This window comes from Streptomyces sp. NPDC043870, from assembly GCF_056435785.1.
Genome location: NZ_JBWKDT010000038.1, coordinates 1 through 19616, shown reverse-complemented (window position 1 = coordinate 19616; position 19616 = coordinate 1). Strand labels below are relative to the sequence as shown.

2 protein-coding genes are annotated in these 19616 nt (G+C 73.9%); both read right to left on the bottom strand.

Going from position 1 to position 19616, the window contains the following annotated elements:
• Positions 1 to 22: 22 nt before the first annotated feature.
• Positions 23 to 9658 carry a type I polyketide synthase gene (locus tag AC0699_RS31935; protein ID WP_478667410.1) on the bottom strand — a complete coding sequence of 3212 codons (9636 nt, stop codon included), beginning with the start codon at positions 9656 to 9658 and terminating at the stop codon, positions 23 to 25.
• A 121-nt stretch (positions 9659 to 9779) separates the two neighbouring features.
• The coding region (locus AC0699_RS31930) for a type I polyketide synthase (protein WP_478667408.1) at positions 9780 to 19616 on the bottom strand (9837 nt) is incomplete at its 5' end.

The window sequence follows — 19616 nt, the reverse complement described above, 5'->3', positions numbered from 1 at the left end:
TTACTGCCTGCTGTCCGCTGTGCTAGATACCGAGCTCGTTCTCGATGAAGTCGAAGAGCTCGTCGGTCGTGGCTTCCTGGAGCTTCTCGGCCACGGCCTCGCCGCTCGAAGGGGCTTGCGGTTCACCCCACTTCGCCAGGAGTGCCTGCAGGCGCGAGGCGATGTCGGCGCGCGTCGCGCCGTCCGGGTCGAGGACGGAGAGCGCGGATTCGAGCTTTTCGAGTTCCGCGAGGCCGGGCGCCGCCGCGGTGCTTCCGTCCTCAACGATCTCGGCCCGCAGGAACTCGGCGAGGATCGCCGGGGTCGGGTGGTCGAAGACCAGCGTCGCCGGGAGCTTCAGTCCGGTGGCGGCGTTCAGCCGGTTGCGCAGTTCCAGCGCGATCAGGGAGTCGAAGCCGAGCTCCTTGAACGCGCGGCTCGCGCCCACCTCGTCGGTACCGGCGTGCCCGAGTGCGGTCGCCGCCTGCGTACGCACCAACTCCAGTACGGTCAGGGCCTGTTCGGCCTGCGGCATCGCCGCGAGTCGGCGGCGCAGCGCCTCCCCCGGGGCCCCGCCCCCGGCCGCCTCACCGGCGGCCGGGGCCGGCTGCGCGAGCCGGCGCACCTCGGGCAGATCGCCGAGGAAAGGGCTGGGCCGTACGGCGGTGTAGCCCGGCGTGAACCGGTCCCACTGGATGTCGGCGACGGCCACCGCGGGTTCGGCGTGGTCGAGGACCTGCTGGAGTGCGCGGATCGCGGCGCGCGGCGCCATGGCGGGCACCCCGCCGCGGTCGAGGCGTTCCCCGATGGCACCGCCGGCGGCGAGTCCGCTGTCGCCCCAGCGGCCCCAGGCCACCGAGGTCGCGGGCAGGCCGTCGGCGTGCCGCTGCTCGGCGAGGGCGTCGAGGTAGGAGTTGGCGGCCGCGTAGTTGCCCTGGCCGGCGTCACCGAGGGTGCCGGCGACTCCGGAGAACAGGACGAACGCCGACAGGTCGAGGTCGCGGGTCAGCTCGTGGAGGGTCAGCGCCGCGTCCGCCTTGGGGGCGAGTACGGTCGCGAACCGCTCGGGGGTGAGCCCGTCGATGACCCGGTCGTCGAGAACACCGGCGGTGTGCACGACGGCGGTCAGCGGCCGGTCGGCCGGGACGGTCGCGAGGAGCGCGGAGACGGCGTCGCGGTCGGCCATGTCGCAGGCCGCGAGGGTGACTTCGGCGCCGAGCGCGGTGAGTTCCTCGCGGAGTTCGGCCGCGCCGGGCGCGTCGGGGCCGCGCCGGCTGGTCAGGATCAGGTGCTCGGCGCCGTTCTCGGCGAGCCAGCGGGCCACGTGGGCGCCGAGGGCGCCCGTGCCGCCGGTGACCAGGGTGGTGCCGCGCGGTTTCCAGGCGGGCACGATCGGCGCGTCCGCGAGGGAGGCGTGGGAGAGCCGGCGCCCGTAGAGCCCGGAGGCGCGGAGCGCCACCTGGTCCTCGGCTACGTTCCCGGCCAGCACCCCGACGAGCCGGTCCAGGGTCCGCTCGTCGGCCTGCGTGGGCAGGTCGAGGAGACCGCCCCAGCGGTCGGGGAACTCCAGCGCGGCGGTACGGCCGAAGCCCCACAGGAGTGCCTGCGCGGGATCCTGGAGCCGCTCGGACGGGGCCACGGAGACGGCACCGCGGGTGACGCACCACAGGGGCGCGGCCACGTCGGCGTCGCCGAGGGCCTGGACCAGCGCGGCGGTCGACAGCAGTCCGGGGTACTCGCGCAGCCGCCCGGGGCCTTCGGTGCAGCTGTCGCCGAGGGCGAGGAGGGAGAGCACACCGGCGAAGTCGGTGCCGTCGCCGGTGGTGGCCTTCAGGGTGGTGGTGAGCGCGTCCCGGTCGGCGGCGTCGGCCGGCACGGTCACCGTGCGGACCTCCGCTCCGCGGTCGGCCAGCGTACGGAGCACGGCGGCGGCCGTGTCACCGGCCGGACCGGCCGGGCCCTCGGGGACAACTACCAGCCAGGTCCCCGACAGTCGGGCGGTGCCGGCTTCGGTCAGCGGCTTCCAGGTGACGCGGTAGCGCCAGCCATCCACGGTGGACTGCTCGCGGCTCTCGCGCCGCCAGGAGGACAGCGCGGGGAGCAGGGCGGTCAGCGGCTGGTCGTCGTCGATCCGCAACTCGGCGCTGATCGCGGCGAGGTCCTCGCGTTCGACGGCGTCCCAGAAGCGGGCGTCGAGCGCGCTTTCGGCGGGGAGAGCCTCCGGCTCGACCGGGGCCGCCTCCGGCCACAACCGCTGGGACTGGAAGGCGTAGGTGGGCAGGTCCACACGGCGGGCACCGGTGCCCGCGAACACCGCGTCCCAGTCCACGGTCACGCCATGGACGTATGCCTCACCGAGGGAGAGCCAGAAACGCTCCAGCCCGCCTTCGTTGCGGCGCAAGGACCCCAGGACGGCGGCCTCACGGCCGACGTCCTCGACGGTCTCCTGCATACCGACGGTCAGCACCGGGTGCGGACTGGACTCCACGAACACACCGAAGCCCCGCTCCAACAGCGTCCAGGTCGCCTCCTCCAGCTCCACCGTCTGCCGCAGATTACGGAACCAGTAACCCGCATCCAGCTCAGGCCCCTTGACCCACTCACCGGTCACGGTGGACAAGAACGGCACCTCGGCCGCCCGCGGGGCGATCGGCGCCAGCAACTCAGCCAGCTCCTCGCGCAGGAGGTCGACCTGCGCGGAGTGCGAGGCGTAGTCCACCGCGATCCGCTTGGCCCGCACGCCATCGGTCTCACAGGCGGCCAGGAACTCATCCAGCGCCTGGACCTCACCGGAAACGACCACGGAGGAAGGCCCGTTGGCCGCCGCGACGGAGATCCGCTCCTCACCCCACGGCGCGATCCGCACCCGAACCTCAGCAGCCGGCAACGGCACCGACACCATGCCACCCAGCCCGGCCAGCACCCGGCCGATGGCCTGACTCCGCAACGCCACCACCCGGGCCGCGTCCTCCAGCGACAGAATCCCCGCCACACACGCGGCCGCGATCTCACCCTGCGAGTGACCGATCACCGCACCCGGACGCACACCCGCCGCCCGCCACACCTCCGCCAGCGAGACCATCACCGAGAACAAAGCCGGCTGGACCACATCCACCCGCTCCAACGACGGCGCACCCTCAACACCACGCAGCACATCCACCAACGACCAGTCGGTGAAAGGCTCCAGCGCCTTCGCACACTCATCCACTCGGGCTGCAAACACGGGTGAAGCGTCCAACAGCGCGTCCGCCATGCCCACCCATTGCGACCCCTGTCCCGGGAACACGAAGGCGGTCTTACCCCTGATGACCGACCCCTGGACCAGCAGGGGTGCGGTGCCGCCGGCGGCCAGGGTGGCCAGGCCCGCGAGGTGTTCCTCCCGGTTCCGGCCGATCAGTACCGCGCGGCGGTCGTGGGCCGTGCGGGTGGTGGCCAGGGAGTGGCCGATATCGCCGCTTCGCAGGTCAGAGCGGGTGGCGAGGTGGTTCAGCAGGCGATCCGCCTGCGCGTACAGCGCCTTCTCGGTCTTGGCCGTGAGCGGCCAGGGCAGCGGGGTCGGGTGGTCGGAGCCGGTGTCGTCCGGGGTGGTCGCGGTCAGTAGGGGGTGGGGGGCCGGCAACACAGGGGTCCCCTGCTCGTCGGCTCCGGCGGACCCCGCGGCCGGGGCCTGCTCGATGATGGCATGGGCGTTCGTTCCGCTGAATCCGAACGACGAAACACCCGCACGCCGGGGGCGGTCGCCGGTCTCGGGCCAGGCGCGCTGCTCGGTGAGCAGGGCCACCTCGCCCGCGCTCCAGTCCACGTGCGGGGTGGGCTCGGCGATGTGGAGGCTCTGCGGCAGTACGCCGTGCTGCATGGACAGCACGATCTTCATCACGCCGGCGACGCCGGCCGCGGCTTGGGCGTGGCCGATGTTGGACTTGATGGAGCCGAGCAGCAGTGGCCTTCCCTCGGGCCGGTCCTGGCCATAGGTGGCGAGCAGGGCCTGGGCCTCGATGGGGTCGCCGAGGGTGGTGCCGGTGCCGTGGGCTTCCACGACGTCCACCTCGGCCGGGCTCAGGCGGGCGTTGGCCAGGGCCTGGCGGATGACCCGCTGCTGGGACGGACCGTTGGGCGCGGTGAGGCCGTTGGAGGCACCGTCCTGGTTGATCGCCGTACCGCGGATGACGGCCAGCACCGGGTGGCCGTTGCGCCTCGCGTCCGACAGGCGCTCGACGAGCAGCATGCCGACGCCCTCGGCCGGGCTGAAGCCGTCGGCGTCGGAGGAGAAGGCCTTGCAACGGCCGTCGGAGGACAGTCCGCGCTGCCGGCTGAACTCGATGAACGTGCCAGGCGTGGACATGACCGTCACACCGCCGGCGAGGGCCATGGAGCACTCCCCCGTCCGCAGCGCCTGCACCGCGAGGTGCAGGGCGACGAGGGAGGCGGAGCAGGCGGTGTCGACGGTGACGGCGGGGCCTTCGAGGCCGAAGGTGTAGGAGAGCCGGCCGGAGACGACGCTGCCCGCGCTGCCGGTGGCCAGGTGTCCTTCCAGGCCCTCGGCGGCGGCGTCGTGCACGAGGTGGGAGTAGTCGGAGCCGTTGGTGCCGACGAACACGCCGGACTGGCTGCCGCGCAGGGTCTCCGGGTCGATGCCGGCCCGCTCGAACGCCTCCCAGGAGGTCTCCAGCAGCAGGCGCTGCTGCGGGTCCATGGCGAGCGCCTCGCGCGGGGAGATCCCGAAGAACGCCGGGTCGAAGGAGGCCGCGTCGGTGAGGAAGCCGCCCTCACGGGTGTACGAGGTGCCCTGCGCGTTGGGGTCGGGGTCGTACAGCGCCTCGACGTCCCAGCCGCGGTCGGCGGGGAACTGCGAGAGGGCGTCCCCGCCAGAGGCGAGCAGCTGCCACAGTTCCTCGGGGCTGCGGACGCCGCCGGGGAAGCGGCAGCTCATCGCGACGACGGCGATGGGCTCGGCATCGGAGCCGGCAGCGGCGGCCGTCGGCACGGTCGTGGCGGCCGTCGCGCCCTGGCCGGCGAGCTCGGCCCGCAGGTGTCGGGAGAGGACGGTGGGCGTGGGGTAGTCGAAGACGAGGGTGGGCGGCAGCTTGAGCCCGACGGCGGCGTTCAGGCGGTTGCGCAGCTCGACGGAGGTGAGGGAGTCGAAGCCCAGCTCCTTGAACGCCCGCCCGGCCTCGACGGCGTCCGGTCCGGTGTAGCCGAGGACGCTGGCGACGGCGGTACGGACCAGCTCCAGCAGCAGGCGTTCCTGCTCGGCCTCGGGCTGCCCGGCGAGCTGTCGGGCGAGCACGGCGGCGTTGCCGCTGTCCTCGGCCGCGTCGGTCCGGGCGGCCTCCACGACCTGGCGCGCCTCGGGCAGGTCGTGCAGCAGCGGTCGGGCGCGGCCGGAGGTGAAGGCAAGGACGAAGCGCTTCCACTCCATGTCCGCGACGGTCAGGGTGGTCTCGTCCCGGTCCAGAGCGTGCTGGAGGGCGCTGACGGCCCGTTCGGGGGCCATCTCGATGACGCCGTGGCGGCGCATCCGGTCACCGACGGCGCCTTCGGCCATGCCGCCGTCGCCCCAGGGGCCCCAGGCGAGCGAGGTGGCGGGCAGCCCGGCGGCCCGCCGGTACTCGGCGAAGGCGTCGAGGAAGGCGTTGCCGGGAGCGTAGTTGCCCTGGCCGGGGGCGCCGAATGTGGCGGCGAACGAGGAGAAGAGGACGAACGCGGACAGGTCGAGCTCGCGAGTCAGCTCGTGCAGGTGCCGCGTCGCGTCGACCTTGACCCGGAAGACCCGCTCGACCTGCTCAGGCGTGAGCGCCTCGATGACCCCGTCGTCGAGGACGGCCGCCGTGTGCACGACGGCGGTCAGCGGCTGCTCGGCGGGGACAGCGGCGAGGAGTGCGGCGAGGGCGTCGCGGTCGCCGACATCGCAGGCGGCGATCGTCACCTGGGCGCCGAGCGCGGCGAGTTCCGCGCGGAGCTCGGCGGCGCCGGGAGCGTCGGGGCCGCGTCGGCTGGTCAGGATCAGGTGCTCGGCACCGTTCGAGGCGAGCCAGCGGGCCACGTGGGCGCCGAGCGCGCCCGTACCGCCGGTGACCAGCGTCGTACCGCTCGGCCGCCAGTCACGCACGACCGGGGTCTCGGCCAGACGGGCCCGGACGAGCCGACGTACGAACAGCCCGGAAGGCCGGACGGCGACCTGGTCCTCGGCGGCGTCCCCGGCCAGGACACCCACCAGCCGGTCCAGGCTCCGGTCGTCGGCCTGCGCGGGCAGGTCGATCAGGCCGCCCCAGCGCTCGCCGTGCTCCAGCGCGGTCACCCGGCCGAGACCCCAGATCGGGGCCTGCGCCGGATCGGTCTGCCGCTCGGAACGGGTCACGGAGACCGCGTCCCGGGTGACGCACCACAGGGGCGCGGACACGTCGGCGTCGCCGAGCGACTGGACGAGGGAGAGGGTGGCGATCACACCCGGGGCCGCGTCGGTCCCGGCGGAGGTCAGGAGCGACAGCACACCCGCGACGGCGGGGCCGTCGGCGAGCGCTGCACGGATCCGCTCGGCCAGCTCGGCGCGGGCGTCCTGGGTGCGGGGGACGGCGATCGGCCGTACGTCGGCGCCATGTTCGGCGAGGGCGCGCAGGACCGGGTCCACCGCCTCGGTCTCGGCCTCGGGGACCGCGACCAGCCAGGTGCCGGAGAGACGGGAGCCGGTGGCGGGCTCGGCGGCCGGCTTCCAGGTGATCCGGTAGCGCCAGCCGTCGACGGTGGACCGTTCCTGGCTCTGCCGCCGCCAGGAGGACAGAGCGGGCAGCAGCGCCGTCAGCGCGTCGTCCGCGTCGATGTCCAACTCGGTGGTGAGAGCGGCCACATCGTTGGCCTCAACGGCTTCCCAGAACCGGGCGTCGGCCGTGTCGGCCGGGTAGCCGGCGGCTTCCGACTCCGGGGCGGTGCCGCTCTCCAGCCAGAAGTGCTCCTGCTGGAAGGCGTAGGTGGGCAGGTCCACACGGCGGGCACCGGTGCCCGCGAACACCGCGTCCCAGTCCACGGTCACGCCATGGACGTATGCCTCACCGAGGGAGAGCCAGAAACGCTCCAGCCCGCCTTCGTTGCGGCGCAGGGACCCCAGGACGGCGGCCTCACGGCCGGCGTCCTCGATGGTCTCCTGCATACCGACGGTCAGCACCGGGTGCGGGCTGGACTCCACGAACACACCGAAGCCCTGCTCCAACAGCGTCCGGGTCGCCTCCTCCAGCTCCACCGTCTGCCGCAGATTACGGAACCAGTAACCCGCATCCAGCTCAGGCCCCTTGACCCACTCACCGGTCACGGTGGACAAGAACGGCACCCCGGCCGCCCGCGGAGTGATCGGCGCCAGCAACTCAGCCAACTCCTCACGCAGGAGGTCGACCTGCGCGGAGTGCGAGGCGTAGTCCACCGCGATCCGCTTGGCCCGCACCCCGTCCGCCTCACAGGCGGCCAGGAACTCATCCAGCGCCTGAACCTCACCGGAAACGACCACGGAGGACGGGCCGTTGGCCGCCGCGACGGAGATCCGCTCCTCACCCCACGGCGCGATCCGCACCCGAACCTCAGCAGCCGGCAACGGCACCGACACCATGCCACCCAGCCCGGCCAGCACCCGGCCGATGGCCTGGCTCCGCAACGCCACCACCCGGGCCGCGTCCTCCAGCGACAGAATCCCCGCCACACACGCGGCCGCGATCTCACCCTGCGAGTGACCGATCACCGCACCCGGACGCACACCCGCCGCCCGCCACACCTCCGCCAGCGACACCATCACCGAGAACAAAGCCGGCTGGACCACATCCACCCGCTCCAACGACGGCGCACCCTCAACACCACGCAGCACATCCACCAACGACCAGTCGGTAAAGGGCTCCAGCGCCTTCGCACACTCATCCACCCGCGCGGCGAACGCAGGCGACGACTCCAGCAGGCCGGCGGCCATACCCACCCACTGCGAACCCTGCCCCGGGAACACGAACGCCGTCTTACCGCCGACCACCGACCCCGTCACCACACCCGCGGCCAGACCACCCGAAGCCACCGCGCCCACACCCGCGGCGTGATCACCCAGCACCACCGCCCGATGCTCCAGCCCCGCACGCGTCGACGCCAGCGACCACCCCACATCCACCGGATCCACATCCGGCACGCCAGCCAGCCAACCGCCAAGCCGCTCGGCCTGCGCCCGCAGCGCCGCGGCGCTCTTGCCGGACAGCACCCACGGCACCACCGGCATGCCCGAACGCCCATCAGCCTCCGCGTCCTCGGCGGCCTCAACCTCAGCCTCAGCCTCCGGCGCCTGCTCCACGATCACATGGGCGTTCGTCCCACTGAACCCGAAAGACGACACACCCGCGCGACGCGGATGCGTCGTCCCCGGCCAGGCGACGGTCTCGCCGATGAGGGAGACGGCGCCCGCCTCCCAGTCGACGTGCGGGGTGGGCTCGTCGAGGTGGAGGGTCTTCGGTACGAGGCCGTGCCGCATCGCCTGCACCATCTTGATGATGCTCGCGACGCCGGCGGCGGCCTGGGTGTGGCCGATGTTGGACTTGATCGAGCCGAGCAGCAGCGGCCGGTCGGCCGGACGGTCCTGGCCGTAGGTGGCGAGCAGGGCCTGGGCCTCGATCGGGTCGCCGAGGGTGGTGCCGGTGCCGTGCGCCTCGACCACGTCCACGTCGGCGGCGGCCAGGCGGGCGTTGGTGAGGGCCTGGTGGATGACCCGCTGCTGCGAGGGGCCGTTGGGGGCGGTGAGGCCGTTGGAGGCACCGTCCTGGTTGATCGCGCTGCCGCGGATCACGGCGAGCACCGGATGGCCGTTGCGCTGTGCGTCGGACAGCCGCTCCACGAGGAGCATGCCGACGCCCTCGCCCCAGCCGGTGCCGTCGGCGGCGGCGGCGAAGGGCTTGCAGCGGCCGTCGGGGGCCAGGCCGCGCTGCCGGCTGAACTCGGTGAAGGTGGCCGGGGTCGCCATCACGGTCACACCGCCGGCGAGGGCCATGGAGCACTCCCCCGCCCGCAGGGCCTGCACCGCCAGGTGCAGAGTGACCAGGGAGGAGGAGCAGGCGGTGTCGACGGTGACGGCCGGGCCCTCCAGGCCGAACGTGTAGGCCACGCGGCCGGAGGCGATGCTTCCGGAGCTGCCGGTGCCGAGGAAGCCCTCGACGCCCTCGGGGACGGAGTCGAGACGGGCGGTGTAGTCGTGGTACATCACGCCGGCGAAGACGGCGGTTCGGCTGCCACGCAGGGAAGTCGGGTCGATGCCGGCCCGCTCGAACGACTCCCAGGAGGTCTCCAGCAGCAGCCGCTGCTGCGGGTCCATCGCCATGGCCTCGCGCGGGGAGATCCCGAAGGGGGCGGGGTCGAAGCGGGCGGCGTCGTAGAGGAAGCCGCCCTCGCTGACGTAGCTGGAGCCGGCGCTGTCGGGGTCGGCGTCGTAGAGGGTCTCGACGTCCCAGCCGCGGTCGACCGGGAATCCGGAGATCGCGTCGTGGCCGTCGGCGACGAGCCGCCACAGGTCCTCGGGGGTGCGGACACCGCCGGGGTAGCGGCAGCTCATCGCGACGATCGCGATCGGCTCCTGGTTCTGCTCCTCGACCTCGCGCAGCCGCCTTCGGGCCTGGCGCAGATCGGCGGTCGCCCGCTTGAGGTAGTCGCGAAGCTTGTCCTCGTTCACCATGTGCGTCGGCTCCATGCCAGAGAGGCGGTCGTACGGGTCTGTTCGTGCGGCAGAAAAGGGGGTCGCCGGGCGGGGCAGGGGGAAGGCCCCGCCCGGCGGGCTCAAAGGCGCTCGGCGACGCTCAGGAAGCGCCGAGTTCGTCGTCGAGCAGGTCGAAGAGCTCTTCGTCGGTAGCCACGTCAAGGTCGTCGTCGTAGTGCTCGTCGGTCGCGGTGGCGGTCGCGGTCCGGCCGGTGTCCTGGCCGGCGCTCCACTTGGCCATGAGGGCCTGGAGGCGCATGGTGATCCGCGAGCGGGTGACGCTGTCCGCGTCCGTGGCCGCCGTGGCGCCCAACGCGGTTTCCAGTCGGTCGAGTTCACCGAACACGGTGGGTCCGGTGTCGTCGAGGGCGAGCGCGGAGCGCAGGTAGTGGCTCAATTGCTCGGGGGTCGGGTGGTCGAAGATGAGCGTGGCCGGGAGTCGGAGCCCGGTGGCCGCGCCGAGGCGGTTGCGCAGCTCGACCGCCGTCAGCGAGTCGAAGCCGAGTTCCTTGAACGCGCTGCCGGGTTCGATGGCGGCCGCGCCGCTGTGGCCCAGTACCTGGGCGACATGGGTGCAGACCAGGTCGAGCAGTACCCGGTCCCGTTCGGCGGGCGGGAGTTGGGCCAGCCGTTCCGCCGTCGAGACCGGGGTGTCGGCGGTCGCGCCGCTCGCCTTGCGGCGTACGGGCGTACGGAGCAGGCCGCGCAGCAGGGGTGCCACGTGGTCGTCCACCTGGGCCTGGAGGGCGGCCAGGTCGAGCCGGGTGGGCACGAGCAGGCTCTCGGTCGGTGCCCGCAGGGCGGCGTCGAAGAGGGTCAGGCCGTCGGCGGCCGACAGCGCGTTCATGCTGGCGCGGCCGAGGCGCCGGCGGTCCTGCTCGTCGAGGGTCGCGGCCATGCCGGCCTCGTCGTCCCACAGGCCCCAGGCGAGGGAGAGGCCCGCCAGGCCCTGCGCCCGGCGGTGTTGGGCGAGCGCGTCGAGGAAGGTGTTGCCCGCCGCGTAGTTGGCCTGTCCGGCGTTGCCGAACACGCCCGCCGCTGAGGAGAACAGGACGAACGCCGCCAGGTCGAGATCCCGGGTGAGTTCGTGCAGGTTCCATGCCGCGTCGGCCTTGGGCCGCAGCACGTTGGCGACCCGGTCGGGGGTGAGCGCGGTGACGGTGCCGTCGTCGAGCAGACCGGCGGTGTGCACGACGGCGGTCAGCGGATGCTCGGCGGGTACGGAGTCCAGCAGGGCGGCCAGCGCCTCCCGGTCGGCCGCGTCGCAGGCCGCCCAGGTGACCTGGGCGCCCGCCGAGGTGAGCGCGTCGGTGAGTTCGCCGGCGCCGGCCGCCGCGGCGCCGCGCCTGCTGGTGAGCAGCAGGTGCCGTACGCCGTGCTCGGCGACGAGGTGCCGGGCGAGCAGGCCGCCCAGGGTGCCGGTGGCTCCGGTGATCAGGACCGTGCCCTCGGGGTCCGGGCCCTGACCGGCGGGGGTGTCGTCGGAGGGCGCGGTGAGGGTGGCGCGGGCCAGGCGGGGGGCTCGTACGATGCCTTCGCGCAGGGCGAGTTGGGTCTCGTCGGTGCCGAGGGCGGCGGGCAGGGGGTTGTGGGAGGCGTCCTCGGCGTCGAGGTCGACCAGCACGAACCGGTCCGGGTGCTCGGCCTGGGCGGAGCGCACCAGACCCCATACCGCCGCGTGCGCGAGGTCCGTCACGTCCTCGCCGGGGTGCGTGGCGACGGCGCAGCGGGTGACGAACGCCAGCCGGGACGCGGCGAACCGCTCGTCCGCCAGCCACCCCTGGACCAGGGTCAGGGCGTGGCCGGTCACGGCGTGCGCGGCCTCGGCCGGGTGCGCCGCGGCACGGCCGGCGCCCGGCGTGGCGAGGTCGGGGGCCAGGGAGACGAGGACCGTCCGTGGGGCCGGCTCGCCCAGGGCCTCGGCCATGTCGAAGGCCTCGGCCAGGGCGCTCAGGTCCGGATGGGTCGCCTCGGCCGGGTCGTCGAGTGCCCCGGTACGTTCCAGGCCGGCGCCCACCTTGAGCGGGTCCGCGCCCAGCAACGCCCAGCCTGCGGCGAACCCTGGCGGGGTGTCGGGCAGTGCCAGGTCGGTCCAGTCGATCCGGAAGAGCGACTCGCGGACGGGTCCGGCACCGGTGCCCGCGGCGGCCGCGAGGGCGCCGGGGGCGAAGGGCCGCAGGACGAGCGAGTCCACGGTCAGAACGGGCTGCCCGGTCGCGTCCCACAGGCTCAGCGCCACCGCGTCACGGCCGGCCGGTGCCATCCGTACGCGCAGCGCGGCGGCGCCGGCGGCGTGCAGCCGTACGCCGTCCCAGGAGAACGGCAGCCGCGCGCCTTCCGGGCCCTCAGGGAAGAACTCCCCGAGCCCGACGGCGTGCAGCGCGGCGTCGAGCAGCGCGGGGTGGAGTCCGTAGCGGGCGGCTTCCGCGAGGCGGTCCTCGTCGAGGGCGACCTCGGCGAACACCTCGTCGCCGAGCCGGTGGGCCTGGCGCAGGTTGCGGAAGGCGGGACCGTAGCCGAGGCCGATGGCGTCGAAGCCGGGGTAGAGGTCGTCCACCGGGCACTCGACGGCGCCGGCCGGCGGCCACTCCCTCAGGGCCTGGGGGTCGGTGTCCTGGCTGTCGGGGGCGAGGACGCCGTCGGCGTGCCGGGTCCACGGCTCGTCGGGGGCGGCCTGCTCGGGACGCGAGTAGACCTGCACGGCCCGGCGGCCGTGCGCGTCCGGTTCTGCCACGGCGAGCCGCAGCTGTGTCCCGCCGGTCTCGGGCAGCACCAGCGGCACTTCCAGGGTCAGTTCGTCCAGCCGGCCGCAGCCGGTGTGGTCGCCCGCGCGGACGGCCAGTTCCACCAGCGCGGCGCCCGGCACCAGCACCGTACCGGCGACGCGGTGGTCGGCCAGCCAGGGGTGGGTGCGCAGCGAGAGCCGCCCGGCGAACAGGAACCCGTCCGAGTCGGGCAGGTCGACGGCCGCCCCGAGCAGCGGGTGCGCGGTGGCGCCGAGTCCGGCGGAGGCCACGTCGCCCGCGAGGGCGTGCGCGGGCGCCTCCAGCCAGTACCGCTGCCGCTGGAAGGCGTAGGTGGGCAGGTCGACCCGGCGCGCGCCGGTGCGCGCGTAGTACGCCTCCCAGTCGAGGGCGATGCCGCGCAGGTGCGCCTGGGCGAGGGCTGCGGCGAGGGTCAACTCCTCGGGGCGGTCGGCGCGCAGGACGGGGGCGAAGGCCACAGCGTCGTGCTCATCGCGCTCGTCTCGGGTGAGGCAGTCCTGGGCGAGCGCGGAGAGCACGCCGTCGGGCCCGAGTTCGAGGTACGTGGTGGCGCCGGCGTCCTCCAGGGCACGTATGCCGTCGAGGAAGCGGACGGCCTCACGGACGTGCCGGACCCAGAACTCGGCCGAGCCCATCTCGTCCGTGACCAGGGCGCCGGTCAGGTTCGACACGACCGGAACACGCGGAGCCTGGTAAGTCAGCCCCTGCGCGACCTCGCGAAAGGCGTCCAGCATGCCGTCCATGTGCGGGGAGTGGAAGGCATGACTGACCGTAAGGCGCTTGGTCTTGCGGCCCTGCGCCTCGAACTCGGCCGCGATCGCGACCGCCGCGTCCTCGTCACCGGCCACGACCACGGCCTGCGGGCCGTTGACCGCCGCGATACTCACGCGGTCGGTCAGCAGCGGCCGAACCTCGTCCTCCGAAGCCTGGACGGCAATCATCACACCACCGGCCGGCAGCGCCTGCATCAGCCGACCACGCGCCGAGACCAAGGCGCACGCGTCCTCCAGCGAGAACACACCCGCCACATGCGCGGCGGCAATCTCACCGATGGAGTGACCGGCGACGAAGTCCGGCCTCACACCCCACGATTCGAGGAGCCGGAACAGCGCCACCTCGACCGCGAACAGCGCCGGCTGGGCGTACTCCGTCCGGTCGAGCACGGTGGCGTTCGAACCGAACAGCACATCCTTCAGGGGAAGTTCGAGGTCAAGCCGCTCCACGACGGCGTCCAGCGCGGCGGCGAACACCGGCTGGGTCTCGTACAGTTCACGGCCCATGCCGAGGCGCTGGCTGCCCTGCCCGGTGAACAGGAAGGCGAGCTTTCCGGCCGTCGGCGAGCCGTGCAGCAGGCCGGCCGGCCGGCTTCCTTCGGCGAGCGCGGCGAGGCCGGCCAGGAACCCTTCGCGGTCCTCGGCGATCACGGCGGCCCGCCGGTCGAGTGCGGTCCTGCTCGTGGCCAGGCCGTACCCGACGTCAGTCAGGGACACCTCGGGGTGCTCGAACAGGTGCACCGCCAGGCGTGCTGCCTGGTCCCGCAGCGCCTGCGGGTCCTTCGCCGAGAGGAGCCACGGCCCGCGGCCGGGTACGTGGGCGGGCTCGGGGCGCGCCTCCGCCTCGGCCGCGTCGGGGGCCTGCTCGACGATGGCGTGCGCGTTGGTGCCGCTGAAGCCGAACGAGGAGATCGCGGCCCGGCGCGGGCGGCCGGTCTCCGGCCAGTCCGTGGCCGCATCCAGGAGCGTCACCGCTCCGGCCGCCCAGTCGACGTGCGGGCTGGGCTCGTCCACGTGCAGGGTCCGGGGCAGCACCCCGTGGCGCATCGCCATGACCATCTTGATCACGCCGGCCACACCGGCGGCGGCCTGCGTGTGGCCCATGTTGGACTTGATCGAGCCGAGCAGCAGCGGCCGGTCGGCCGGTCGGTCCTGTCCATACGTCGCCAGCAGCGCCTGGGCCTCGATGGGGTCACCGAGGGTGGTGCCCGTGCCGTGCGCCTCGACGGCGTCCACCTCGGCGGCGGTCAGGCCGGCGTTGGCAAGGGCCTGGCGGATCACGCGTTGCTGGGAGGGGCCGTTGGGGGCGGTCAGGCCGTTGGAGGCGCCGTCCTGGTTGATCGCCGTACCGCGGACCACGGCCAGCACCGGGTGCCCGTTGCGGCGGGCGTCCGAGAGCCGCTCCACCAGCAGGACACCGGCGCCCTCGGCCCAGCCGGTGCCGTCCGCGTCGGCGGAGAAGGCCTTGCAGCGACCGTCGGCGGCGAGGCCCCGCTGCCGGCTGAACTCCACGAAGGCCGCGGGGGTCGCCATCACGGTCACACCCCCGGCGAGGGCGAGTGCGCACTCGCCGTTGCGCAGCGCCTGTACCGCGAGGTGCAGGGCCACCAGAGAGGACGAGCAGGCGGTGTCGACGGTGACGGCCGGACCCTCCAGGCCGTACGTGTAGGAGAGTCGGCCGGAGATGACGCTGGCCGCGTTGCCGGTGCCGAGGAAGCCCTCGACGCCTTCGGGCAGTGCGGCGAGCCGCGAGGCGTAGTCGTGGTACATGACGCCGGCGAAGACGCCGGTCCGGCTGCCGCGCAGGGATCGCGGGTCGATGCCGGCCCGCTCGAACACCTCCCAGGAGGTCTCCAGCAGCAGCCGCTGCTGCGGGTCCATGGCCACTGCCTCGCGCGGCGAGATCCCGAAGAACGCCGGGTCGAAGGCGGAGGCGTCGGACAGGAAGCCGCCCTCGCGGGCGTAGCTCGTGCCCTCCCGGCCGGGGTCGGCGTCGAAGAGGCCGTCGACGTCCCAGCCGCGGTCGTCCGGGAACCCGGAGATGACGTCGCGGCCTTCGCGGACGAGCTGCCACAGGTCCTCGGGCGACTGCACGTCACCGGGGTACCGGCAGCCCAGGCCGATGATCGCGATGGGTTCGTCGTCGCGGAAGGCGACGGTGACCGGCGCCGACGGCGCCGCGGGCGCGGCACCGAGCAGCTCGGTCCGCAGGTGTTCGGCGAGGATTGTCGCGGTCGGGTAGTCGAAGACGAGGGTGGCGGGCAGGCGCAGGCCGGTGGCGGCGCCGAGCAGGTTGCGCAGCTCGACGGCGGTGAGCGAGTCGAAGCCCAGTTCACGGAAGGAACGGTCCGCTTCGACCGCTTCGGGCCCGGCGTAGCCGAGCACGGCCGCGACCTGGGTGCGCACCAACTCGCCTACGAACGCCACCTGTTCGGCGTCCGCCAGGCCGGCGAGGCGTCCCGCCGGCGTGTCACTGGGGGCGGTGCAGCCCCGGGCGGCCCGGCGTACGGGCGTACGTACCAGGCCGGAGAGCAGCGGCGGGAGCATCCCGCTGCCCGCCTGGGCCCGCAGGGCGGCCAGGTCGAGCCTGACCGGGACGAGGAGCGACTGCTCGGCGGCCGCAGCGGCGTCGAACAGGGCCACGCCCTCGGCGGCGGTCAGGGCATTCACGCCACCCCGGCCGAGGCGCGAGACCTCGTCGGCGTCCAGCGTGCCGCCCATACCGCCGACCTCGGCCCACAGACCCCAGGCCAGCGAGGTACCCGCCAGGCCCCGCGCCGTGCGGTGGGCGGCCAGCGCGTCCAAGAAGGTATTCGCCGCCGCGTAGTTGGCCTGACCCGCACCACCGAACACACCGGCAGCGGAGGAGAAGAGCACGAACGCGGACAGGTCCAGCCCCGCCGTCAGCTCATGCAGGTTCCAGGCAGCATCCACCTTCGGACGCAGCACCGCCGACAGCCGCTCAGCCGTCAACGACCCGACGACGCCGTCGTCCAGCACACCGGCCGTATGCACCACACCCGTCAGCGGGTGCTCCGCCGGAATGCCCGCCAGAACGGCGGCCAGCGCCACGCGGTCGGCCACATCACACGCCGCCCACGACACCTGGGCACCCAGGTCCGCCAGCTCCCCCGCCAGCTCAGCCGCACCCTCAGCGGCCTCGCCGCGACGGCTCACGAGCAGCAGGTGACGAACGCCGTGCTCGACCACCAGGTGCCGAGCGAACAGCCCGCCCAGCGAACCACTCGCGCCCGTCACCAACACCGTGCCGACCGCATCCCACGCCGCGGCGGCCGTATCGGCAGCAACCGCCGCCCGCGCCAGCCTCGGCACCAGCACCGAACCGTCCCGCACCGCCACCTCGGGCTCACCCGAGGCCAGCGCGACGACCGCCCGCTCGGGCAGTACAGCTCCCTCCGCGTGCAGGTTGACCAGGGCGAACCGCCCAGGGTGCTCGGTGGCGGCGGAGCGGACCAGGCCGCACAGGGCGGCGTCCACGAGGTCACGGCCACCCGTGACGAACACCAATCGCGAGGACGCGAACCGCTCCTCGGCGAGCCAAGCCCGGATCAGGGTCAGGCCCTCGGCCGTCCGCGCGTGCACCGCCTCCGGCAGCGCGGCGCCGGCGGCAGCCGGGTCCGTGGTGACGAAGACCAGGTCCGGTACGTCGCCGGGCGCGGCCGAGGCCGCCAGTTCGGCGAGGTCGGCGTACCGGGGGCCGTCCAGGCCGGGTATCGGCTCGCCCAGCACGGCCGGGGAGACGTCGGCCGGGGCCGTCGCCGTCCGGTCTTCGGGGAGCGGGAGTTCCGTCCAGTCGACTTGGAACAGGGACTCCGGCCGGCCGCCGCGCGTGGCCGCGTCGATCCGCTCGGGCGCGACGGCCCGCAGGGCCAGCGCGTCCACCGAGGCGAGGGGGCGGCCGGTGGGGTCGGCCAGTTCCAGGGACACCGCGCCGTGGCCGGCCGGGGCGAGGCGGACCCGCGCCGCCGAGGCACCGACCGCGTGCAGGCGTACTCCGCTCCATGCGAACGGCAGCCGGGCGGCACCGGCGTCGGCGTCAGCGGCAGCCGGGGCGGCCAGGAGGTCGCCGCCCAGGGCCATGGTGTGCAGTGCGGAATCGAGCAGGGCGGGGTGCAGGCCGAAGGCCTCGGCCTCCGCCTGCGCGCGTCCGGCCAGGGCGAGTTCGGCGAAGAGTTCGCCGTCGCGCCGCCAGGCCGCCCGCAGCCCGCGGAACAGGGGCCCGTAGCCGAGTCCGGAGGCGTCGAGCAGCTCGTACGCGTCGTCCACCGGGACGGTGATCGCGTCGACCGGCGGCCAGGTGCCGAGATCGGCGCCGGCGGCGCGTACCTCGTCCGTCAGCAGACCGGCGGCGTGCTGCGCCCAGGGCTCGTCGTCGGCCCCGGCCGGTCGGGAGTAGACGGCGACCGTGCGGAGGCCGGAGTCGTCCGGCGCCCCGACGGTGACCTGGACCTGAACGGCGTCCCCGGAGTCGGAGAGGACCAGCGGGGCCTGAAGGGTCAGTTCGTCGAGGGCCGGGGCGCCGACTCGTTCTCCGGCGTGCAGGGCCAGATCGACGAAGGCCGTACCCGGGACCAGGACGGAGCCGAGGACTGCGTGGTCGGCGAGCCAGGGGTGGGTGCGCAGCGAGAGCCGGCCGGTCAGGACACAGCCGTCGGCGTCCGCGAGGGAGACCGCCGCACCCAGGAGCGGGTGTCCGGCGGTCGCGAGGCCGAGCCCGGTGGCGTCACCGGGCAGCGGGGTGCCGGTCTCCGGCCAGTAGCGCTCCCGCTGGAAGGGGTAGGTGGGCAGATCGACGCGCCGTGCGCCGGTCCCGCAGAAATGGGCGTTCCAGTCGACCGCGACACCGCGGACGTGTGCCTGGGCGAGCGCGGTGGCGAGGGTTTCCGCCTCGGGGCGGCCGGCGCGCAGGGTGGGGGTGAAGGCGGCGGTGGTCGGGTCGGTGACGCAGTCCTGGCCGAGCGCGGACAGGGTGCCGTCGGGACCGATTTCGACGTACGTCGTCACGCCGGCGGCTTCGAGGGCACGGACGCCGTCCAGGAACCGCACGGCTTCGCGGACGTGCCGGACCCAGAAGTCGGCGGAGCCCATCTCGTCCGTGACGAGGGCGCCGGTCAGGCAGGACACGACCGGGATGCCCGGAGCCGCGTAGGTGAGCCCGTCCGCCACGCGACGGAAGTCCTCCAACATGCCGTCCATGTGCGGCGAGTGGAAGGCGTGGCTGACCGTCAGCCGTTTGGTCTTGCGGTCGGTGAAGGACTCGGCGATCGCTACCGCCGCGTCCTCGTCACCGGCGATGACGACCGACTGGGGGCCGTTGACGGCGGCGATGCTGACCCCGTCGGTGAGCAGCGGCCGGACCTCGTCCTCCGAGGCCTGCACGGCGATCATCACGCCGCCGGTCGGCAGGGCCTGCATCAGCCGGCCACGGGCCGCCACCAGCGTGCACGCGTCGTCCAGGGAGAGGGCGCCCGCCACGTGCGCGGCGGCGATCTCGCCGATGGAGTGACCGGCCAGGAAGTCCGGCCGTACACCCCAGGATTCGAGGAGGCGGAACAGCGCCACCTCGACGGCGAACAGCGCCGGCTGGGTGAACCGCGTCTCGTTCAGCAGCTCCGCGTCCGCCCCGAACAGCACGTCCTTCAGGGGGAGTTCGAGTTCCTGGTCGAGGTGCTCGCACACCTCGTCCAGGGCCTTCGCGAACACCGGGTGGGTGTCGTACAGTTCGCGGCCCATGCCGAGCCGCTGGCTGCCCTGGCCGGTGAACAGGAACGCGGTGCGCCCGCCCTTGGTGAGGGTGCCCCGGGTCAGCCCGGGGGCCGTCCGTCCGGCGGCGAGCGCGTCGAGGGCGGTGTCGGCGGTGGCCCGGTCCTTCGCCACGACCACCGCGCGGTGGTCGAAGGCGGCGCGGGTGGTGGCCAGGGAGTAGCCGAGGTCCGCGAGCGTGAGGTCGGGGTGGGCGGCCAGGTGCGCGCTGAGGGCGCGGGCCTGGGCGGTGAGGGCCTGCTCGGTACGGCCCGAGAGCCGCAGCGGGAGCGCGCCCGGTACCTGCCCGGCCGCGCCATCGCCGCGGGCATCGGCGTCGGCGTCGGCCCCGGCGGCGTCCGTGGGCTCCGGGGCCTGCTCGATGATCGTGTGCGCGTTGGTGCCGCTGATGCCGAACGAGGACACACCGGCGCGGCGCGGGCGGCCCGTCTCCGGCCACGGGACCGACTCCGTCAGGAGGCTGACGGCGCCTTCCGACCAGTCCACGTGGGGCGACGGCTGCTCCGCGTGCAGGGTGCGGGGCAGCACGCCGTGCTGCATGGCCAGCACCATCTTGATCACGCCGGCGACACCGGCGGCGGCCTGGGTGTGGCCGATGTTCGACTTGATCGAGCC